The sequence below is a fragment of the Pseudomonas sp. WC2401 genome (genome assembly GCF_041200115.1).
Taxonomy (GTDB): domain Bacteria; phylum Pseudomonadota; class Gammaproteobacteria; order Pseudomonadales; family Pseudomonadaceae; genus Aquipseudomonas; species Aquipseudomonas fragi.
This window is the reverse complement of the sequence record NZ_CP165623.1, coordinates 4,997,557-5,012,431: the sequence shown is the minus strand read 5'-3', so window position 1 is coordinate 5,012,431 and position 14,875 is coordinate 4,997,557. Positions and strand designations below refer to the sequence as shown.

At 57.2% G+C, this 14,875-nt stretch carries 10 protein-coding genes and 2 rRNA genes; 8 read left to right on the top strand and 4 right to left on the bottom strand.

Annotated features, from left to right (window positions below; translation table 11 throughout):
* Positions 1–250: 250 nt before the first annotated feature.
* The 5 genes from AB3G35_RS23100 to AB3G35_RS23080 all read left to right on the top strand — a co-directional run bounded on the left by AB3G35_RS23100 (position 251) and on the right by AB3G35_RS23080 (position 7,158).
* Positions 251–3,144 (top strand): 23S ribosomal RNA (locus tag AB3G35_RS23100).
* Positions 3,145–3,291: 147 nt separating this feature from the next.
* Positions 3,292–3,407 (top strand): 5S ribosomal RNA (gene rrf, locus AB3G35_RS23095).
* A gap of 185 nt (positions 3,408–3,592) precedes the next feature.
* Positions 3,593–4,252, top strand: coding sequence for a paraquat-inducible protein A (locus AB3G35_RS23090; RefSeq protein WP_016781693.1), 660 nt, complete (start codon positions 3,593–3,595; stop codon positions 4,250–4,252).
* Positions 4,239–4,862, top strand: a complete 624-nt coding sequence (locus AB3G35_RS23085; protein ID WP_086798750.1) for a paraquat-inducible protein A — start codon at positions 4,239–4,241, stop codon at positions 4,860–4,862. The genes AB3G35_RS23090 and AB3G35_RS23085 overlap by 14 nt, the downstream gene beginning before the upstream one ends.
* Positions 4,855–7,158, top strand: a complete 2,304-nt coding sequence (locus AB3G35_RS23080) for a PqiB family protein (protein ID WP_016781695.1) — start codon at positions 4,855–4,857, stop codon at positions 7,156–7,158. Before AB3G35_RS23085 ends, AB3G35_RS23080 begins: the two co-directional genes overlap by 8 nt.
* Before the next feature lie 235 nt (positions 7,159–7,393).
* On the opposite strand, the gene mksF is transcribed toward AB3G35_RS23080, so the two are convergent.
* From mksF to mksB, 3 genes are read right to left on the bottom strand one after another with little or no spacing between them, the layout of a single operon-like run.
* Positions 7,394–10,234: an Mks condensin complex protein MksF gene (gene mksF / locus AB3G35_RS23075; RefSeq protein ID WP_169845240.1), complete on the bottom strand. Its 2,841-nt coding sequence runs from the start codon at positions 10,232–10,234 to the stop codon at positions 7,394–7,396.
* Positions 10,231–10,881 carry an Mks condensin complex protein MksE gene (gene mksE / locus AB3G35_RS23070; protein ID WP_016781697.1) on the bottom strand — a complete coding sequence of 217 codons (651 nt, stop codon included), beginning with the start codon at positions 10,879–10,881 and terminating at the stop codon, positions 10,231–10,233. Before mksE ends, mksF begins: the two co-directional genes overlap by 4 nt.
* Positions 10,871–12,148, bottom strand: a complete 1,278-nt coding sequence (mksB, locus tag AB3G35_RS23065) for an Mks condensin complex protein MksB (protein ID WP_086798741.1) — start codon at positions 12,146–12,148, stop codon at positions 10,871–10,873. Before mksB ends, mksE begins: the two co-directional genes overlap by 11 nt.
* 144 nt (positions 12,149–12,292) lie before the next feature.
* Here mksB and AB3G35_RS23060 point away from each other — a divergent pair, with 144 nt between their 5' ends.
* Both AB3G35_RS23060 and rimI read left to right on the top strand, forming a co-directional pair.
* Complete coding sequence (locus tag AB3G35_RS23060; RefSeq protein ID WP_095041453.1) at positions 12,293–13,066, top strand: SPOR domain-containing protein; 774 nt, start codon at positions 12,293–12,295, stop codon at positions 13,064–13,066.
* Positions 13,059–13,511: a ribosomal protein S18-alanine N-acetyltransferase gene (gene rimI, locus AB3G35_RS23055; RefSeq protein ID WP_016781701.1), complete on the top strand. Its 453-nt coding sequence runs from the start codon at positions 13,059–13,061 to the stop codon at positions 13,509–13,511. Before AB3G35_RS23060 ends, rimI begins: the two co-directional genes overlap by 8 nt.
* Positions 13,512–13,606: 95 nt before the next feature.
* Here rimI and AB3G35_RS23050 read toward each other — a convergent pair whose 3' ends face one another.
* Positions 13,607–13,990 (bottom strand): serine kinase/phosphatase, encoded by a 384-nt coding sequence (locus tag AB3G35_RS23050; protein ID WP_169885793.1) that lies wholly within the window; start codon positions 13,988–13,990, stop codon positions 13,607–13,609.
* 150 nt (positions 13,991–14,140) lie between these two features.
* Between AB3G35_RS23050 and can the strand changes: the two genes are divergently transcribed.
* Positions 14,141–14,785, top strand: coding sequence for a carbonate dehydratase (gene can, locus AB3G35_RS23045; protein ID WP_016781703.1), 645 nt, complete (start codon positions 14,141–14,143; stop codon positions 14,783–14,785).
* Positions 14,786–14,875: the final 90 nt, after the last annotated feature.

The following is a 14,875-nucleotide window of genomic DNA, read 5'->3' as shown; positions in this document are numbered from 1 at the left end:
AGAACTGCAGAGTTGATCTGCGGTTTATCTGTCGTAAAGCTTAGAAATGAGCATTCCATCAGATGGTGGTGAATGTTGATTTCTGATCTTTTGATTAGATCGTTCTTTAAAAATTTGGGTATGTAATAGAAAGTTAGACTGGATAACACTTTCACTGGTGTTTATTCAGGCTAAGGTAAAATTTGTGATTGAAAGCAAATTTTCGGCGAATGTCGTCTTCATAGTATAACCAGATTGCTTGGGGTTATATGGTCAAGTGAAGAAGCGCATACGGTGGATGCCTTGGCAGTCAGAGGCGATGAAAGACGTGGTAGCCTGCGAAAAGCTTCGGGGAGTCGGCAAACAGACTTTGATCCGGAGATGTCTGAATGGGGGAACCCACCTAACATAAGTTAGGTATCTTAAGCTGAATACATAGGCTTAAGAAGCGAACCAGGGGAACTGAAACATCTAAGTACCCTGAGGAAAAGAAATCAACCGAGATTCCCTTAGTAGTGGCGAGCGAACGGGGACCAGCCCTTAAGCTGTATTGATGTTAGCGGAACGCTCTGGAAAGTGCGGCCATAGTGGGTGATAGCCCTGTACGCGAAAACATCTTTGCAGTGAAATCGAGTAGGACGGAGCACGAGAAACTTTGTCTGAATATGGGGGGACCATCCTCCAAGGCTAAATACTACTGACTGACCGATAGTGAACTAGTACCGTGAGGGAAAGGCGAAAAGAACCCCGGAGAGGGGAGTGAAATAGATCCTGAAACCGTATGCGTACAAGCAGTGGGAGCCCACTTTGTTGGGTGACTGCGTACCTTTTGTATAATGGGTCAGCGACTTATTTTCAGTGGCAAGCTTAACCGAATAGGGGAGGCGTAGCGAAAGCGAGTCTTAATAGGGCGTCTAGTCGCTGGGAATAGACCCGAAACCGGGCGATCTATCCATGGGCAGGTTGAAGGTTGGGTAACACTAACTGGAGGACCGAACCGACTACCGTTGAAAAGTTAGCGGATGACCTGTGGATCGGAGTGAAAGGCTAATCAAGCTCGGAGATAGCTGGTTCTCCTCGAAAGCTATTTAGGTAGCGCCTCATGTATCACTGTAGGGGGTAGAGCACTGTTTCGGCTAGGGGGTCATCCCGACTTACCAAACCGATGCAAACTCCGAATACCTACAAGTGCCGAGCATGGGAGACACACGGCGGGTGCTAACGTCCGTCGTGAAAAGGGAAACAACCCAGACCGTCAGCTAAGGTCCCAAAGTTATGGTTAAGTGGGAAACGATGTGGGAAGGCTTAGACAGCTAGGAGGTTGGCTTAGAAGCAGCCACCCTTTAAAGAAAGCGTAATAGCTCACTAGTCGAGTCGGCCTGCGCGGAAGATTTAACGGGGCTCAAACCATACACCGAAGCTACGGGTATCACCTTAGGGTGATGCGGTAGAGGAGCGTTCTGTAAGCCTGTGAAGGTGAGTTGAGAAGCTTGCTGGAGGTATCAGAAGTGCGAATGCTGACATGAGTAACGATAATGGGTGTGAAAAACACCCACGCCGAAAGACCAAGGTTTCCTGCGCAACGTTAATCGACGCAGGGTTAGTCGGTCCCTAAGGCGAGGCTGAAAAGCGTAGTCGATGGAAAACAGGTTAATATTCCTGTACTTCTGGTTATTGCGATGGAGGGACGGAGAAGGCTAGGCCAGCTTGGCGTTGGTTGTCCAAGTTTAAGGTGGTAGGCTGGAATCTTAGGTAAATCCGGGATTCTAAGGCCGAGAGCTGATGACGAGTGTTCTTTTAGAACACGAAGTGGTTGATGCCATGCTTCCAAGAAAAGCTTCTAAGCTTCAGGTAACCAGGAACCGTACCCCAAACCGACACAGGTGGTTGGGTAGAGAATACCAAGGCGCTTGAGAGAACTCGGGTGAAGGAACTAGGCAAAATGGCACCGTAACTTCGGGAGAAGGTGCGCCGATGGAGGTGAAGCATTTACTGCGTAAGCCCCTGTCGGTCGAAGATACCAGGCCGCTGCGACTGTTTATTAAAAACACAGCACTCTGCAAACACGAAAGTGGACGTATAGGGTGTGACGCCTGCCCGGTGCCGGAAGGTTAATTGATGGGGTTAGCTAACGCGAAGCTCTTGATCGAAGCCCCGGTAAACGGCGGCCGTAACTATAACGGTCCTAAGGTAGCGAAATTCCTTGTCGGGTAAGTTCCGACCTGCACGAATGGCGTAACGATGGCGGCGCTGTCTCCACCCGAGACTCAGTGAAATTGAAATCGCTGTGAAGATGCAGTGTATCCGCGGCTAGACGGAAAGACCCCGTGAACCTTTACTATAGCTTTGCACTGGACTTTGAATTTGCTTGTGTAGGATAGGTGGGAGGCTTTGAAGCGTGAACGCCAGTTTGCGTGGAGCCAACCTTGAAATACCACCCTGGCAACTTTGAGGTTCTAACTCAGGTCCGTTATCCGGATCGAGGACAGTGTATGGTGGGTAGTTTGACTGGGGCGGTCTCCTCCTAAAGAGTAACGGAGGAGTACGAAGGTGCGCTCAGACCGGTCGGAAATCGGTCGTAGAGTATAAAGGCAAAAGCGCGCTTGACTGCGAGACAGACACGTCGAGCAGGTACGAAAGTAGGTCTTAGTGATCCGGTGGTTCTGTATGGAAGGGCCATCGCTCAACGGATAAAAGGTACTCCGGGGATAACAGGCTGATACCGCCCAAGAGTTCATATCGACGGCGGTGTTTGGCACCTCGATGTCGGCTCATCACATCCTGGGGCTGAAGCCGGTCCCAAGGGTATGGCTGTTCGCCATTTAAAGTGGTACGCGAGCTGGGTTTAGAACGTCGTGAGACAGTTCGGTCCCTATCTGCCGTGGACGTTTGAGATTTGAGAGGGGCTGCTCCTAGTACGAGAGGACCGGAGTGGACGAACCTCTGGTGTTCCGGTTGTCACGCCAGTGGCATTGCCGGGTAGCTATGTTCGGGAAAGATAACCGCTGAAAGCATCTAAGCGGGAAACTTGCCTCAAGATGAGATCTCACTGGAACCTTGAGTTCCCTAAAGGGCCGTCGAAGACTACGACGTTGATAGGTTGGGTGTGTAAGCGCTGTGAGGCGTTGAGCTAACCAATACTAATTGCCCGTGAGGCTTGACCATATAACACCCAAGCAATTTGCTTAGAGCAAGTTGCGGTGTGTGAAGACGATACAAACCGAAAGTTTGCGGTTCACAAAACACCAAATCTATTACATACCCATTCGCTGGAGCGTGCGCCGCAAGGCAAACGACCTGGCTACCGAATTTCTTGACGACCATAGAGCATTGGAACCACCTGATCCCATCCCGAACTCAGTAGTGAAACGATGCATCGCCGATGGTAGTGTGGGGTTTCCCCATGTGAGAGTAGGTCATCGTCAAGATTAAATTCCAAACCCCCTGTCTGCTAACGCAGACAGGGGGTTTGTTTTTGTGCCGAGAAAAGTTTCGGCGCGTCCGCGCCAGGCTTCAGATCGCCTGCAGCTAAAGTCCTGCAAATAGGCACAGTTATTTTGTAGCCCGCGCACTAGAATAGGCCCAGTCATTTTCTGAGCCTGAGACTCCCTATATGCCAGATCCGGTTGACCCCCGCAGGGTGTCAGAATTACCGCTGGACGAGTTGGTGGCCTGTCATGAGTGTGATCTGTTGATGCGCAAGCCGCATCTCGCTCTCGGTGAGAAAGCCCAATGCCCGCGCTGCGGTTACGAACTCTACGCCCATAGGTACAAGGTGGTTGAACGCAGCCTTGCGCTTGTGATCGCAGCGTTGCTGCTCTACATACCTGCGAACTTTTTACCCATCATGCAACTCAATCTACTGGGCCAGGCGTCGCAAGACACGGTCTGGAGTGGTGTGCTTGGCTTGTTCAATACCGGCATGCAGGGCATCGCTGTCGTGGTGTTCCTGTGCAGCATGGGCATACCGCTGCTCAAGTTGCTCTGCCAGCTTGCCGTGTTGCTGAGTATTCGCTGGAATATCGGGCGCAGCTACGGCTTGTTGATCTACCGCATTTATCACCATTTGCGTGATTGGGGCATGCTTGAGGTGTACTTCATGGGCGTGCTGGTGGCCATCGTAAAACTGTCCGATCTGGCTGAACTGAGCCTGGGTCTGGGCCTGGTCTGCTTTGTCAGTTTGTTGCTGGTACAAGTCTGGCTGGAAGTGGTGATGTCACCTCACCAGATCTGGCAGGCGCTGTCCGGGGAGGATATTCATGCGGGCGATTGATGCGGGTATCTTGATCTGTGGCGAGTGCCACGAACTGAACAGGCAAGATCCCGACACCGACGAGCAAACCTGTACCCGTTGCGGCGCAGTGGTTCATGCGCGGCGGCCCGACAGCCTGATGCGCACCTGGGCCTTGTTGCTGACGTCGGCCATTCTCTATATCCCGGCCAACCTGCTGCCGATCATGACCGTCAACTCGTTGGGCCAGGGTTCACCGAGCACGATCATGGCGGGTGTCATTGAGCTGGTGCAGCACGGCATGATTCCGATTGCCGCCGTGGTGTTTGTGGCCAGTATTCTGGTGCCCACCTTCAAGCTGGTCGGCATTGCCTTGCTGTTGTTTTCGGTACAGCGCCATCAGCCTCTGTCTGCCCGGCAACGTATCATTATGTACCGATTTATCGAGTTCATTGGCCGCTGGTCAATGTTGGATATTTTCGTCATTGCCATTTTGGTGGCCGTGGTGAATTTTGGACGCATAGCCAGCATCGAAGCCAATCTTGGCGCTGTGGCCTTTGCCAGTGTGGTGGTGATAACGATGCTTGCAGCTGTAACTTTTGATCCCCGACTGATTTGGGATAATACGGAGTCGGACGACGACCATGAGTGACTTGCCTACTGCTAAAACCCGCCCGGCTTCCAATTGGTCGGCGATCTGGATTCTCCCGCTGATTGCCCTGGTCATCGGTGGCTGGCTGGGATGGCGTGCCTACAGCGAAACCGGCATCGATATTCAGGTGCGATTCGAGAGCGGCGAAGGCATCGTCGCCAACAAGACCGAGGTGGTCTACAAAGGCATGCCCGTGGGCAAGGTGAAAACCCTGGCCCTCGACGAGTCTGGCCCCAGCAAAGGGGTGATTGCTACCGTCGAAATGGACAAGGACGTCGAGCAATACCTGAAAACCAATACCCGTTTCTGGCTGGTCAAACCCAGCGTCACCCTGGCCGGTATCACCGGGCTCGAAACGCTGGTGTCAGGCAACTATATTGCAGTCAGCCCCGCCGATGGCGAGCCGGCACGCAAGTTCAAGGCGCTGTCACAAGAACCGCCCCTGTCCGACACCAAACCCGGCCTGCACCTGACGCTGAAGGCTGAGCGCCTGGGTTCGTTGAACCGTGGCAGCCCGGTGTTCTACAAGCAGATTCAGGTCGGGCAGATCAAAAGCTATGTGCTTTCCGAAGATCAAAGCACCGTTGAGATCAAAGTCTTTATCGAGCCGACCTATGCCAATCTGGTGCGCAAACATACGCGCTTCTGGAACGCCAGCGGTATCAGCATCGACGCCAACCTGTCGGGTGTGAAACTGCGCAGCGAATCTCTGGCCAGTATTGTGGCCGGTGGTATTGCCTTCGCCACCCCGGAGAACCGCAAAGACAGCCCGCCCACCGACTCGAGCCTGCCGTTCCGTCTTTACGAAGACTTCGATGCCGCGCAGGCGGGGATCAAGGTCAAAGTCAAACTCAGCGACTTTGAAGGCCTGCAGGCTGGCCGTACGCCGGTGATGTACAAAGGTATCCAGGTCGGTAGCCTCAAGGGCCTCAAGGTCGACCCGGACCTGACCAGCGCCAGTGCCGAGCTGACCCTGGACCCGTTGGCCGAAGATTACCTGGTGCAGGGCACCCAGTTCTGGGTGGTCAAGCCATCCATTTCGCTGGCCGGTATTACCGGGCTGGAGGCACTGGTCAAAGGCAACTACATTGCCATTCGCCCGGGTGACAAGGGCAGCACCCCCGAGCGCGAGTTTGTCGCCCGGCCAAAGGCTCCGCCGCTGGATCTGCGCTCGCCGGGCCTGCATATGGTGCTCTTCACCGAGAACCTGGGCTCGCTGGATGTCGGCAGCCCGATCCTCTACAAGCAGGTCAAGGTTGGTTCGGTGCAGAGCTATCAGTTCTCCCGGACCAAAAAGCAGTTGGTGATCGGTGTCCATATCGAGAAGGAATACGAAAACCTGGTCAATGCTTCGACCCGTTTCTGGAATGCCAGCGGTATCACCCTGACCGGCGGGTTGACCGGTGGTATCCAGGTTAAAAGCGAATCGCTGCAAAGCTTGATGGCCGGCGGCATTGCCTTTGAGACGCCAGAAGCGAAGGCACCGCTGCAAAAACGTATTCCGCGTTTCCGCCTGTTCACTGACCGTGATGCGGCCATGCAGCAAGGCGTGCCCGTGACCATTAAGGTTGCGCGTGCCGATGGCCTGCGTGCTGGCACACCGATTCGTTTCAAGGGCCTGGATGTTGGCAAGATTGAGAGTGTCGACCTGAGTGACGATCTGCAATCGGTGATGCTGCAGGCGCGTATTACCGAAGTCCCCGATCGCATCGCACGGGTGGGCAGCCAGTTCTGGGTGGTCAAACCAGAACTTGGCTTGATGAAAACGGCGAACCTCGAAACCCTGGTCACCGGCCAGTACCTTGAAGTGCAACCGGCGAGCAAACAACTGGGGCGCCAGACCAGCTTTGTCGCATTGGAACAGGCCCCGGATGCCGCCGTACCACAAGCCGGCTTGAGCCTGGTTTTGAGTGCTGCCCGTCGTGGCTCGCTGAAAGAAGGTGTACCTGTCACCTACCGTGAAGTGACTGTAGGCAAAGTCACCGGCTATGAGCTGGGCAACACCGCCGATCGTGTACTGGTACATATCCTGATCGAGCCGCGGTACGCACCGCTGGTGCGCAGCGGCAGCCGCTTCTGGAACACCAGCGGTTTCGGTGTCGACTTCGGCCTGTTCAAGGGCGCGACGATTCGCACTGAATCCCTGGAAACCCTGGTTCAGGGTGGTATTGCCTTTGCCACGCCGGAGGGTGACAAGCTGGGTAACCAGGCCCGCCCTGAGCAAACCTTCCCGCTCTTCGACAAGTTCGAAGACGAATGGCTGCAATGGGCGCCGAAGATCCCGCTAGGCAAATAAGCTGCATAAAAAAACCGCGATCACTGATCGCAATCTTGTTCATTTAAGCGATTTCTGCCTCTGTGGGAGCGGGCTTGCTCGCGATGGTCGTAAACGATGACGCGTATTTACTGAGTAAATTCGGTGCTCTGAAGACCATCGCGGGCAAGCCCGCTCCCACACTTGAGCTGTGTCGCTCTTAAGTGAGCAAGATTGCGATCAATGATCGCGGTTTTTTTATGCTCGGGAATCAGCCTCAGACTTCATCCAGTTCAGGTTCTGCAACCACCGTCAGTGCATCAGGTTTCACCTCGTCATGACGACGAATGTACTTCCAGTCGTCTTCATCGATGTAAATCCCGTTGGGGCCGCTGCCGCCCTCCAGGTCGATGGCCACATGGGCGCAGACCTGCGGTTTGACACTGGCCAGGATCGGCACAAAGCCCAGTTGCAAACTGGTTTCCAGCAGCGCGGTCTGGTTTTTCTCGTCGATGTCCGCGGCTTCGTCCAGGTAGTACGGCAAGCGGATACGCCCGGCCTGATCACGGTCCATCAAGTGCAGCAACAAATACATGTTGGTCAGCGCCTTGATGGTCATGGTCGTACCGTTGGACGCGGCACCGTCGATATCGGTATGGATCACCGGCTGACCATTGAGCTTGGTGATCTCGAACGCCAGCTCGAACAGGTCCTTGAGGCCCAGCTGGTTATGATTGGCTGCCACCAGCCGCGCCAGGTATTCCTTGGCCTCTTCGTTCTTGTTGTCTTGCTCGGCGCTCTGGCTGAGGTCGAACACCGACAGGGTTTCGCCTTCTTCGTACTGGCCGGCGCTATGGATTATCTGGTCGATATGCTTGAGGGCCTCCTTGTTCGGCGCCAATACGATACGGAAGCTCTTGAGGTTGGATACCTGACGTTTGTTGATCTCGCGGTTGAACAGCGCCAGTTGATGCTCAAGGCTGTCGTAGTCGCTGCGGATATTGCGCAGCGTACGGGCGATATCGGTGACGGCCGCACGACGCGCCTTGCCCAGGGTCAGGGCTTCTTCGGTGCGGTGGGCGTAGGCGTTGATCAACAACTGCAGTCGCCGCTCCATATCGTCTTCACTGTCGAACTTGGCCACGCCCTTGAGGCGCACCTGCGCGTACAGTGCCTCGATCTGACCGTCGCAACGCAACAGGCCCTGCCAACTGTCCTGATAGTCGTTGAGCAATGGCAACAGGTTGTCCATCGAGTCGTCGACCGGGTCCATAAATGGCGTGCCAAAGGGCAGGTCGGCTGGCAGCAGCTGGCGTCGACGCAGGCTGTCATCAAGGGTGCGCTGCTTGGCTTCCATATCGCCAATCTGTCGGCCTACCAGCTGCAACTTGGCCGACAACTGCTGGACGCGCTCGGTAAAGGCATCACTGGAACGCTTCAACTCGTCCTGCGCGGCTTCGGCCTGGGCCAATTGTTCGAGCTTTTCGCCTTCTTCAGCGCTCAATGTCTGGCTACGGCGGAAATCTTCCAGGGCCTTTTGCGCATCCAGCACCTGCTGATACAGGGCCTCGGCTTCGCTCTTGCTCGCAGCGCGATCAGAGGTCACGGCTTGCTGGGTTTTCAGTTGCTTGAGTTCTTTTTCCAGACGCTCTTTCTGCTCGCGCAAGGCTGCGCGGTCGGCCAGGGCCTGCAGGGCAGGAGGCTCGATATGGCTGAGGTCGATGGACAGGCCCGGCGCTTCAAAACGCTCGCCTTTAAAGCCGTCGAGGATCAACTCCAGGGACTTGACCCAGGCGTCGCTGTCATCCAGCGCAATCCCGTGCTCACCCAGGGGCAGGCTGAACAGGGCGCTGTTGAATAGACGCATCAGGCGTTCCACATCCTGCTGCGAAAACTCTTCACGCAGGCGGGCATAGCTGTTGTTGTCGGCGTGATCGAGCTGCTGCTTGACCGACTTGAGGCGTTTTTCCAGGTCGCGCAGACGCTCGTCCAGATCCTCGGCACTGAACTGTCGCGATTGCGCCAGGGCGCCCGCCAGTTCGTCGTGGGCGTCCTTGGCGCTCAGCAGTTGTTGCTCCAGCACTTTGACATCGTCGACCAGGGCGAAGCGATGCTTGAGCACCGACAACTCGCCGAGCCAGCGCTGGATACCGGAAATTTCCCGCTCCAGACGCATCAACTCCTGGGTGCTGCTGCGCTGGTCGTTTTGCAGGGCGTCCTGTTGGTTGCGGTAGTGCTCGGACTGGATCAGCAGCTCTTCCTTGCGGGCGCCGGCGTAGTCCTGCCAGGTACCGAGCAGGGAGTCGAGCAGCGGTGACAGGCGGTGCAGTTTGCCGCGCAGCAGGTCGCGCTGGCGAACACCTGCGGCCAATGCCTCGACCAACGGTCCGGCGCCGACCAGTGCGTTGTAGTCCTGTTCCATGCGTCGTACATCACGGAAGGCTTCTTCGCATGCCGCAATGTAATCCACGCTACCCGAGCGCAGGCTGTGTTCGAAGGCATCGAGGAACAGTTGCTTGAGCTTGGCGGCGGTGATTTCGCGCATATGCAGCAAGTTGATAAACAGCGCGCGGAAAGTCTTGAGGCTTTGTTCGCTGGTGGAGCGCAGCGGGATCAGGGTCAGGTCCAGCGGGATCGACGTATGCCCGCCCACCAGCAAGCGGCGCAGTTCATCAGGCTTTAGCTCGTAGGCTTTGAGGCCATTGCGCTCAAGGTTGTTGAACAGCTCCTTCTGGCGCAGGCAGGTGTCGTCTTTCTGGTAATGGGCCAGGTCCAGTTTGCCTGCGTAGGCAAAAAACTGGTGGCCGAAGCCGCCACCCGGGCCGCGCCCCACCACGCCGATGACATGGGGGCCGTGGGGCAGGGACACTTCGACCAGGATATAGCTGGTGTCCGAGGCGAAGTAGAAGCGTCGCGACTGCTCAAGGCTGTATTTGCCGAAGCTCATATCTGACATGCGCGCCAGAATAGGGAACTGCAAGGCGTTGATCGATGCCGATTTACCGAGGTTATTTGCCCCATAGACTGACAGCGGATGTTCCAGCGGAAACAGCCCCAGGCTGTAACCGGCGGTGTTCAACAGGGCAAAGCGGCGAATACCGTAGCGTTCCTGGCTCATGCGTCCATCTCCTGTTGTTCGTCGGCAATGGCGCGGGCCAATGCGGCTTCGTCGTCTTCACTGTCGTCATCGGCCAGCACCGGTGCAGGCAGCGGCAGGATGCTGTGCAGGCTGGCGGCCAGATCGCGGTCTTGCTGTACCGACAGGCATACATCAAGAAAACGGTGCATGGGCGGCAGAAAGCGGTAGATACCGGGTTCTTCGCTGGCAAAACCGAGCTGGGTCATGCGGCGCATGATTTTTTCTTCCAGCTCGTCCTGGCTGGTGACTTCAGCCTGGACAAACAGGTCGCGGTATTTTTCCAGCAGCGCGGGCAGCTCGTCGCGGCCCAGGCTGCCACCGTCGAGCACGGCAATCGGGTCGCGGCCCTGATCGGCCAGGTGCTCGACAATGATGAAGGTGAACAGCGCCAGTCGCTGTGCGGTCTTGTTTACCTGGGCGGTGGCAGTGTCGGGCACAAAGTAATAAAAACCGCGGGTATCACACACCAGCTCAAAGCCCAGGGCTTTGAACAGGGCGCGGTATTGGTCCTGGAAGTTCGACAGTTGCGCGTACAGCTCAGGGTCGCGGCGGCTGACGTGATACCCCTTGAACAGCTCACGAAAAATCGGTGCCAGTTGGGACAGTTCGGAAAGATCAAGATGCATGCAGAGGGCTCGCAGTAGTCTGGGTTGCATCTTCGCTGTGGGAAAGCAGAGCGAAGGAGCGCAGGCTGACCAAATGTTCGTGGGTGTGGTAATCGCGGCGCTCAAGGCGTTCGCGCACGAAGCGTTTTTCCCGGGACAGGCGCGAGAACCAGTACAGCAATTCGTCGGTGTCGCCGTCGGGCTCCTGGGCCAGGAGCCAGCTCATCAAGTCCGGCATCGGCAGCGCATCGCTGCAGCGATCGAGCATTTCCTTGACCGTGCGCGGGGCCTTGGGTGTTTCGCCCCGATGGACCTTGTGTGCCTTGGGAAATTTCGCCGGCTTGGGCTCGAAGCGGGCCAGGGCATACACATAAGCCTCAACCTGGCTGGCGCTGCCCAAAAAGGTGCTTTGCGGGCGGGTGAACATTGGCATCGAGGCTTGCGGCACGGCGTCCAGGCCTTTACGGCGGATGGCGGCCAGGGCCAGCGCCGCGCCACGGGTCACGGCGTTGTGCCGGCGGGCTTCCTCGCGCAGCGGCAGCAGCAGTTCGCGGGCATGGCGCAGGGTCATCTGGGCGCTGGTTTGCATTTCAAGGATGCGCGCATGGGTGCGAAGCAGCATGTCGTCGTCCACCAGATGGCCGAGACGTTGCTGTTCACTGAGCATGCGCAGCAGCACCACCTCGACCTTGCGCACGCCTTGTTCGAAAGCACCGTCGGCGTTGACCAGCTGGATCATCGGTTCGACGTATTCGTCCCACGTTGCCAATACCTCGGCGTACCGCTGGCGCAACGGAATTTGCCGGTCGCTGGTCTTGGCCCGTTCGGCCACGGCCACCAGCGCCTGTTCATCGTTGGCGAGTTTTTTCAATACATCGCGTACGCGCATGTCGAGCAAACGCAGCTGGCGTGCCAGATCGTGGCCGTCACGGATGTCGAAGGCGTCCTGGATATAACCCGCCAGCCGCTCCAGATGGCGCAGGTAGGCTTCGATTTCCAGGCACAGGCCAAGGCGGTGCTCGTGGCGCAGATAGGCGAGGAAGTCGTGGATCTGGGCGTTGAGTTCGAAACGGTTGGGGCTTTTGGCGACCGGCACCAGAATATCCAGACGAATCCAGGCATCGAGCACGGCGGTGATGTCCTGCGGGGTGCTGTCCACCTGATGGGCGGCCAGTTGCAGGCGCAATTCGTTGAGGCTCAAGGTGCCCTGGTCGAAGTGTTCACACAACGGCTCAAGGAGTGCCCAGTGCTCGGCGAGGGCACGTAATACGCGCTTGGGTTCGATCATGGGAGGGCCGGTCAATTGGCTATGAAAGGTCGCGATTGTACTGCAACGTGCGGTCGAGTCATCACTTGGCGGATCAACTGCGGGCGGGAAGGGCAGAAGGGCGGTAGAATCCCCTCTCTTTAGTTATCCACAGATGGCCGACCTTTGTTGAACGAGTCCCGCCGCCGCGCTTTCTTGACCGCCATGCAAGTGGTCAGTTGGTTGCCGCGCACTGAGTTGCCGTTTGCCGCGCCTTCGCGGCCAGAACTGCTGGTGCTCCCTGAGCCGCCCGCCGAGCCTGTGATCGCAAGGCCTGCGGTCAAGGCGGCGGTTGCGCCGGGCAAACCTGCCGAGCGACCAAAAATCGAAGTGCCCAGGCCTTCGGTCAGTCGCCCTGTCAGCAAACCGGTGGTCGCAGCCGGGCCGGCACCTGTCACGACCAAGGCAGTACCGTTGCCACCACCGCGTTTTGCCTTGCAGTTGCTGCGGGCCGGGCGTTGCCTGGTGCTGGTGGAGTTACCCACAGGTGGCGCCTTCCAGAGTCGCGACCCGGCCTACTTATTGTTAAAGGATATGTTGCGTGCTGCCGGCTTGCCCGACAGCCCGCAAATCATCGGCGAGCCGGTGCGCTGGCCGTTGTTGCGGCGTGGCAATGTCGATCAGGGCCCGGACGCGGCCCGTGAGTTTGTGCAGGGCTTCGTCATGGCCCGCCTGGAAGAGGCCGAATGTGCCTGCTTATGGCTGATCGGGCTGCCCGCCGTGCGCTTTGCCGGTGAAGCCGATGCCGAAGCGTTCAACACTGAACTGCAAATTGAAGGGCTGGGCTGCGCATGGGCGCTGCCGGGCCTGGAACTCTTGATGGATGAGCCACAGCGCAAAGCGCATGTGTGGCAAGCCATGCGCCGGCTGATGGCGCGCTGGAAACACAATGATGAGTGATGCGGTAACTTTTCGCCCGATGACCGAGGCGGACCTTGATGCAGTCTTGAAAATTGAATACGCCGCTTTCAGCCATCCGTGGACGCGGGGGATTTTCCTCGACGGTCTGGGCAAATACCATATCTGGCTGATGTTTGAAGGCGAGCAGCAGGTAGGGCATGGCGTGGTGCAGATCATTCTCGACGAAGCGCATTTGCTCAATATCACCGTCAAGCCCGAAAGCCAGGGCCGCGGCCTGGGCCTTAAACTGCTTGAGCACCTCATGTCGATTGCCTACCAGCATGAGGCGCGCGAATGCTTCCTCGAACTGCGCGACAGCAACACCGCGGCGTTCAAGTTGTATGAACGTTACGGCTTCAATGAAATCGGCCGCCGCCGCGACTACTACCCGGCAGTGGGTGGGCGTGAAGATGCGGTGGTGATGGCCTGTACGCTGGTCGACTGACGGCTATAAATTGTTGTTGTGGGAGCAGTGGTGTTTCAGTGACACACCGTGTCGATCGCTATCGCGAGTAAGCCCGCTCCCACAGGTCCTGCCTTTTAGCGCTTGCGCCCCACCGGGTCGATTTCCGCCAGTTCGGCTTCATCCAGTCCCTTGCCGGCGCCGATGTCGTCTTCGTCGACCAGGCTCAGATCCCAGTCGGCCGCGCCGTCCGGGCTCTGGGCCGCCTCCTTGGCATCGCGGGCGCCGTCTTCGCGGATCAGCATCTCCTGTTCAAGGTCGTCATCGTTGAGGCCCAGATCCAGTTCGTCATCCAGGGCCGCCCTGTGCTTGACGCCAACGTCGTCGACAAATAGATCACTGATGGGCTCATAGGTATCGTCTTCGTCGAAATCCAGTGGCTCAACCGAGCCCATTGCGTCTTCGATATCGTCTATGGGCGCGGGTTGCGGTGCCCCGTAGGGGCGACGTGAATCAGTCATGGCAAATCCTCAAAGTCCGGGGTCTTGATAGGATGACTGTAGCCATTGCTGAAGATTCCACCCAACTGACCGCCGGAATGTCATGGCGCAAGTGACCCCGACCGCTGGTCGGCTGTCAAAACAGCGCATCAACTCTTGAGGCCTCACAGCATGAACGAACTACAAGATCTGATTGATAACAACGAGCGTTGGGCCGATGCGATCAAGCAGGAAGATCCCGACTTCTTCGCCAAGCTGGCCCGCCAGCAAACGCCGGAATACCTATGGATTGGTTGTTCGGATGCCCGCGTACCGGCCAATGAAATTGTCGGCATGTTGCCCGGCGATCTGTTTGTACACCGCAACGTGGCCAACGTGGTGTTGCACACGGACTTGAATTGCCTGTCGGTGATTCAGTACGCGGTGGATGTGTTGAAGGTCAAACATATTCTGGTCACCGGCCACTATGGCTGTGGCGGCGTGCGCGCCTCCATGACGGATCAGCAGATGGGCCTGATTGATGGCTGGCTGCGCTCGATCCGCGACCTGTACTACGAAAACCGCGAAGTGCTGGCGCTGCTGCCCACCGAGGAAGAGCGCGTCGACCGTTTGTGCGAGTTGAATGTGATCCAGCAGGTAGCGAACGTCGGTCACACCAATATTGTGCAAAATGCCTGGCATCGCGGGCAGAAGCTGTCGGTGCATGGCTGCATCTACGGGATCAAGGACGGCCGCTGGAAGAGCCTGAACACCACCATCAGCGGTCTTGACCAGTTGCCGCCGCAGTATCGCTTGCGGCCGGCGGGTTCGGTCTGAGTTTGCAGGCCTGACCTGTGGGAGCGGGCTTGCTTGCGATTCAGGCGGCGCAGTAATGCAGGAAAACAGCGTCGATACCATCGCGAGCAA

Bases quoted from the DNA above. Each gene is read 5' to 3' on its own strand.
- AB3G35_RS23080 (WP_016781695.1), top strand. From the start codon at position 4,855: ATGAGTGACTTGCCTACTGCTAAAACCCGCCCGGCTTCCAATTGGTCG.
- mksE (WP_016781697.1), bottom strand. From the start codon at position 10,881: ATGCATCTTGATCTTTCCGAACTGTCCCAACTGGCACCGATTTTTCGT.
- AB3G35_RS23050 (WP_169885793.1), bottom strand. From the start codon at position 13,990: ATGACTGATTCACGTCGCCCCTACGGGGCACCGCAACCCGCGCCCATA.
- AB3G35_RS23085 (WP_086798750.1), top strand. From the start codon at position 4,239: ATGCGGGCGATTGATGCGGGTATCTTGATCTGTGGCGAGTGCCACGAA.
- mksB (WP_086798741.1), bottom strand. From the start codon at position 12,148: ATGATCGAACCCAAGCGCGTATTACGTGCCCTCGCCGAGCACTGGGCA.
- can (WP_016781703.1), top strand. From the start codon at position 14,141: ATGAACGAACTACAAGATCTGATTGATAACAACGAGCGTTGGGCCGAT.
- rimI (WP_016781701.1), top strand. From the start codon at position 13,059: ATGAGTGATGCGGTAACTTTTCGCCCGATGACCGAGGCGGACCTTGAT.
- AB3G35_RS23090 (WP_016781693.1), top strand. From the start codon at position 3,593: ATGCCAGATCCGGTTGACCCCCGCAGGGTGTCAGAATTACCGCTGGAC.
- mksF (WP_169845240.1), bottom strand. From the start codon at position 10,234: ATGAGCCAGGAACGCTACGGTATTCGCCGCTTTGCCCTGTTGAACACC.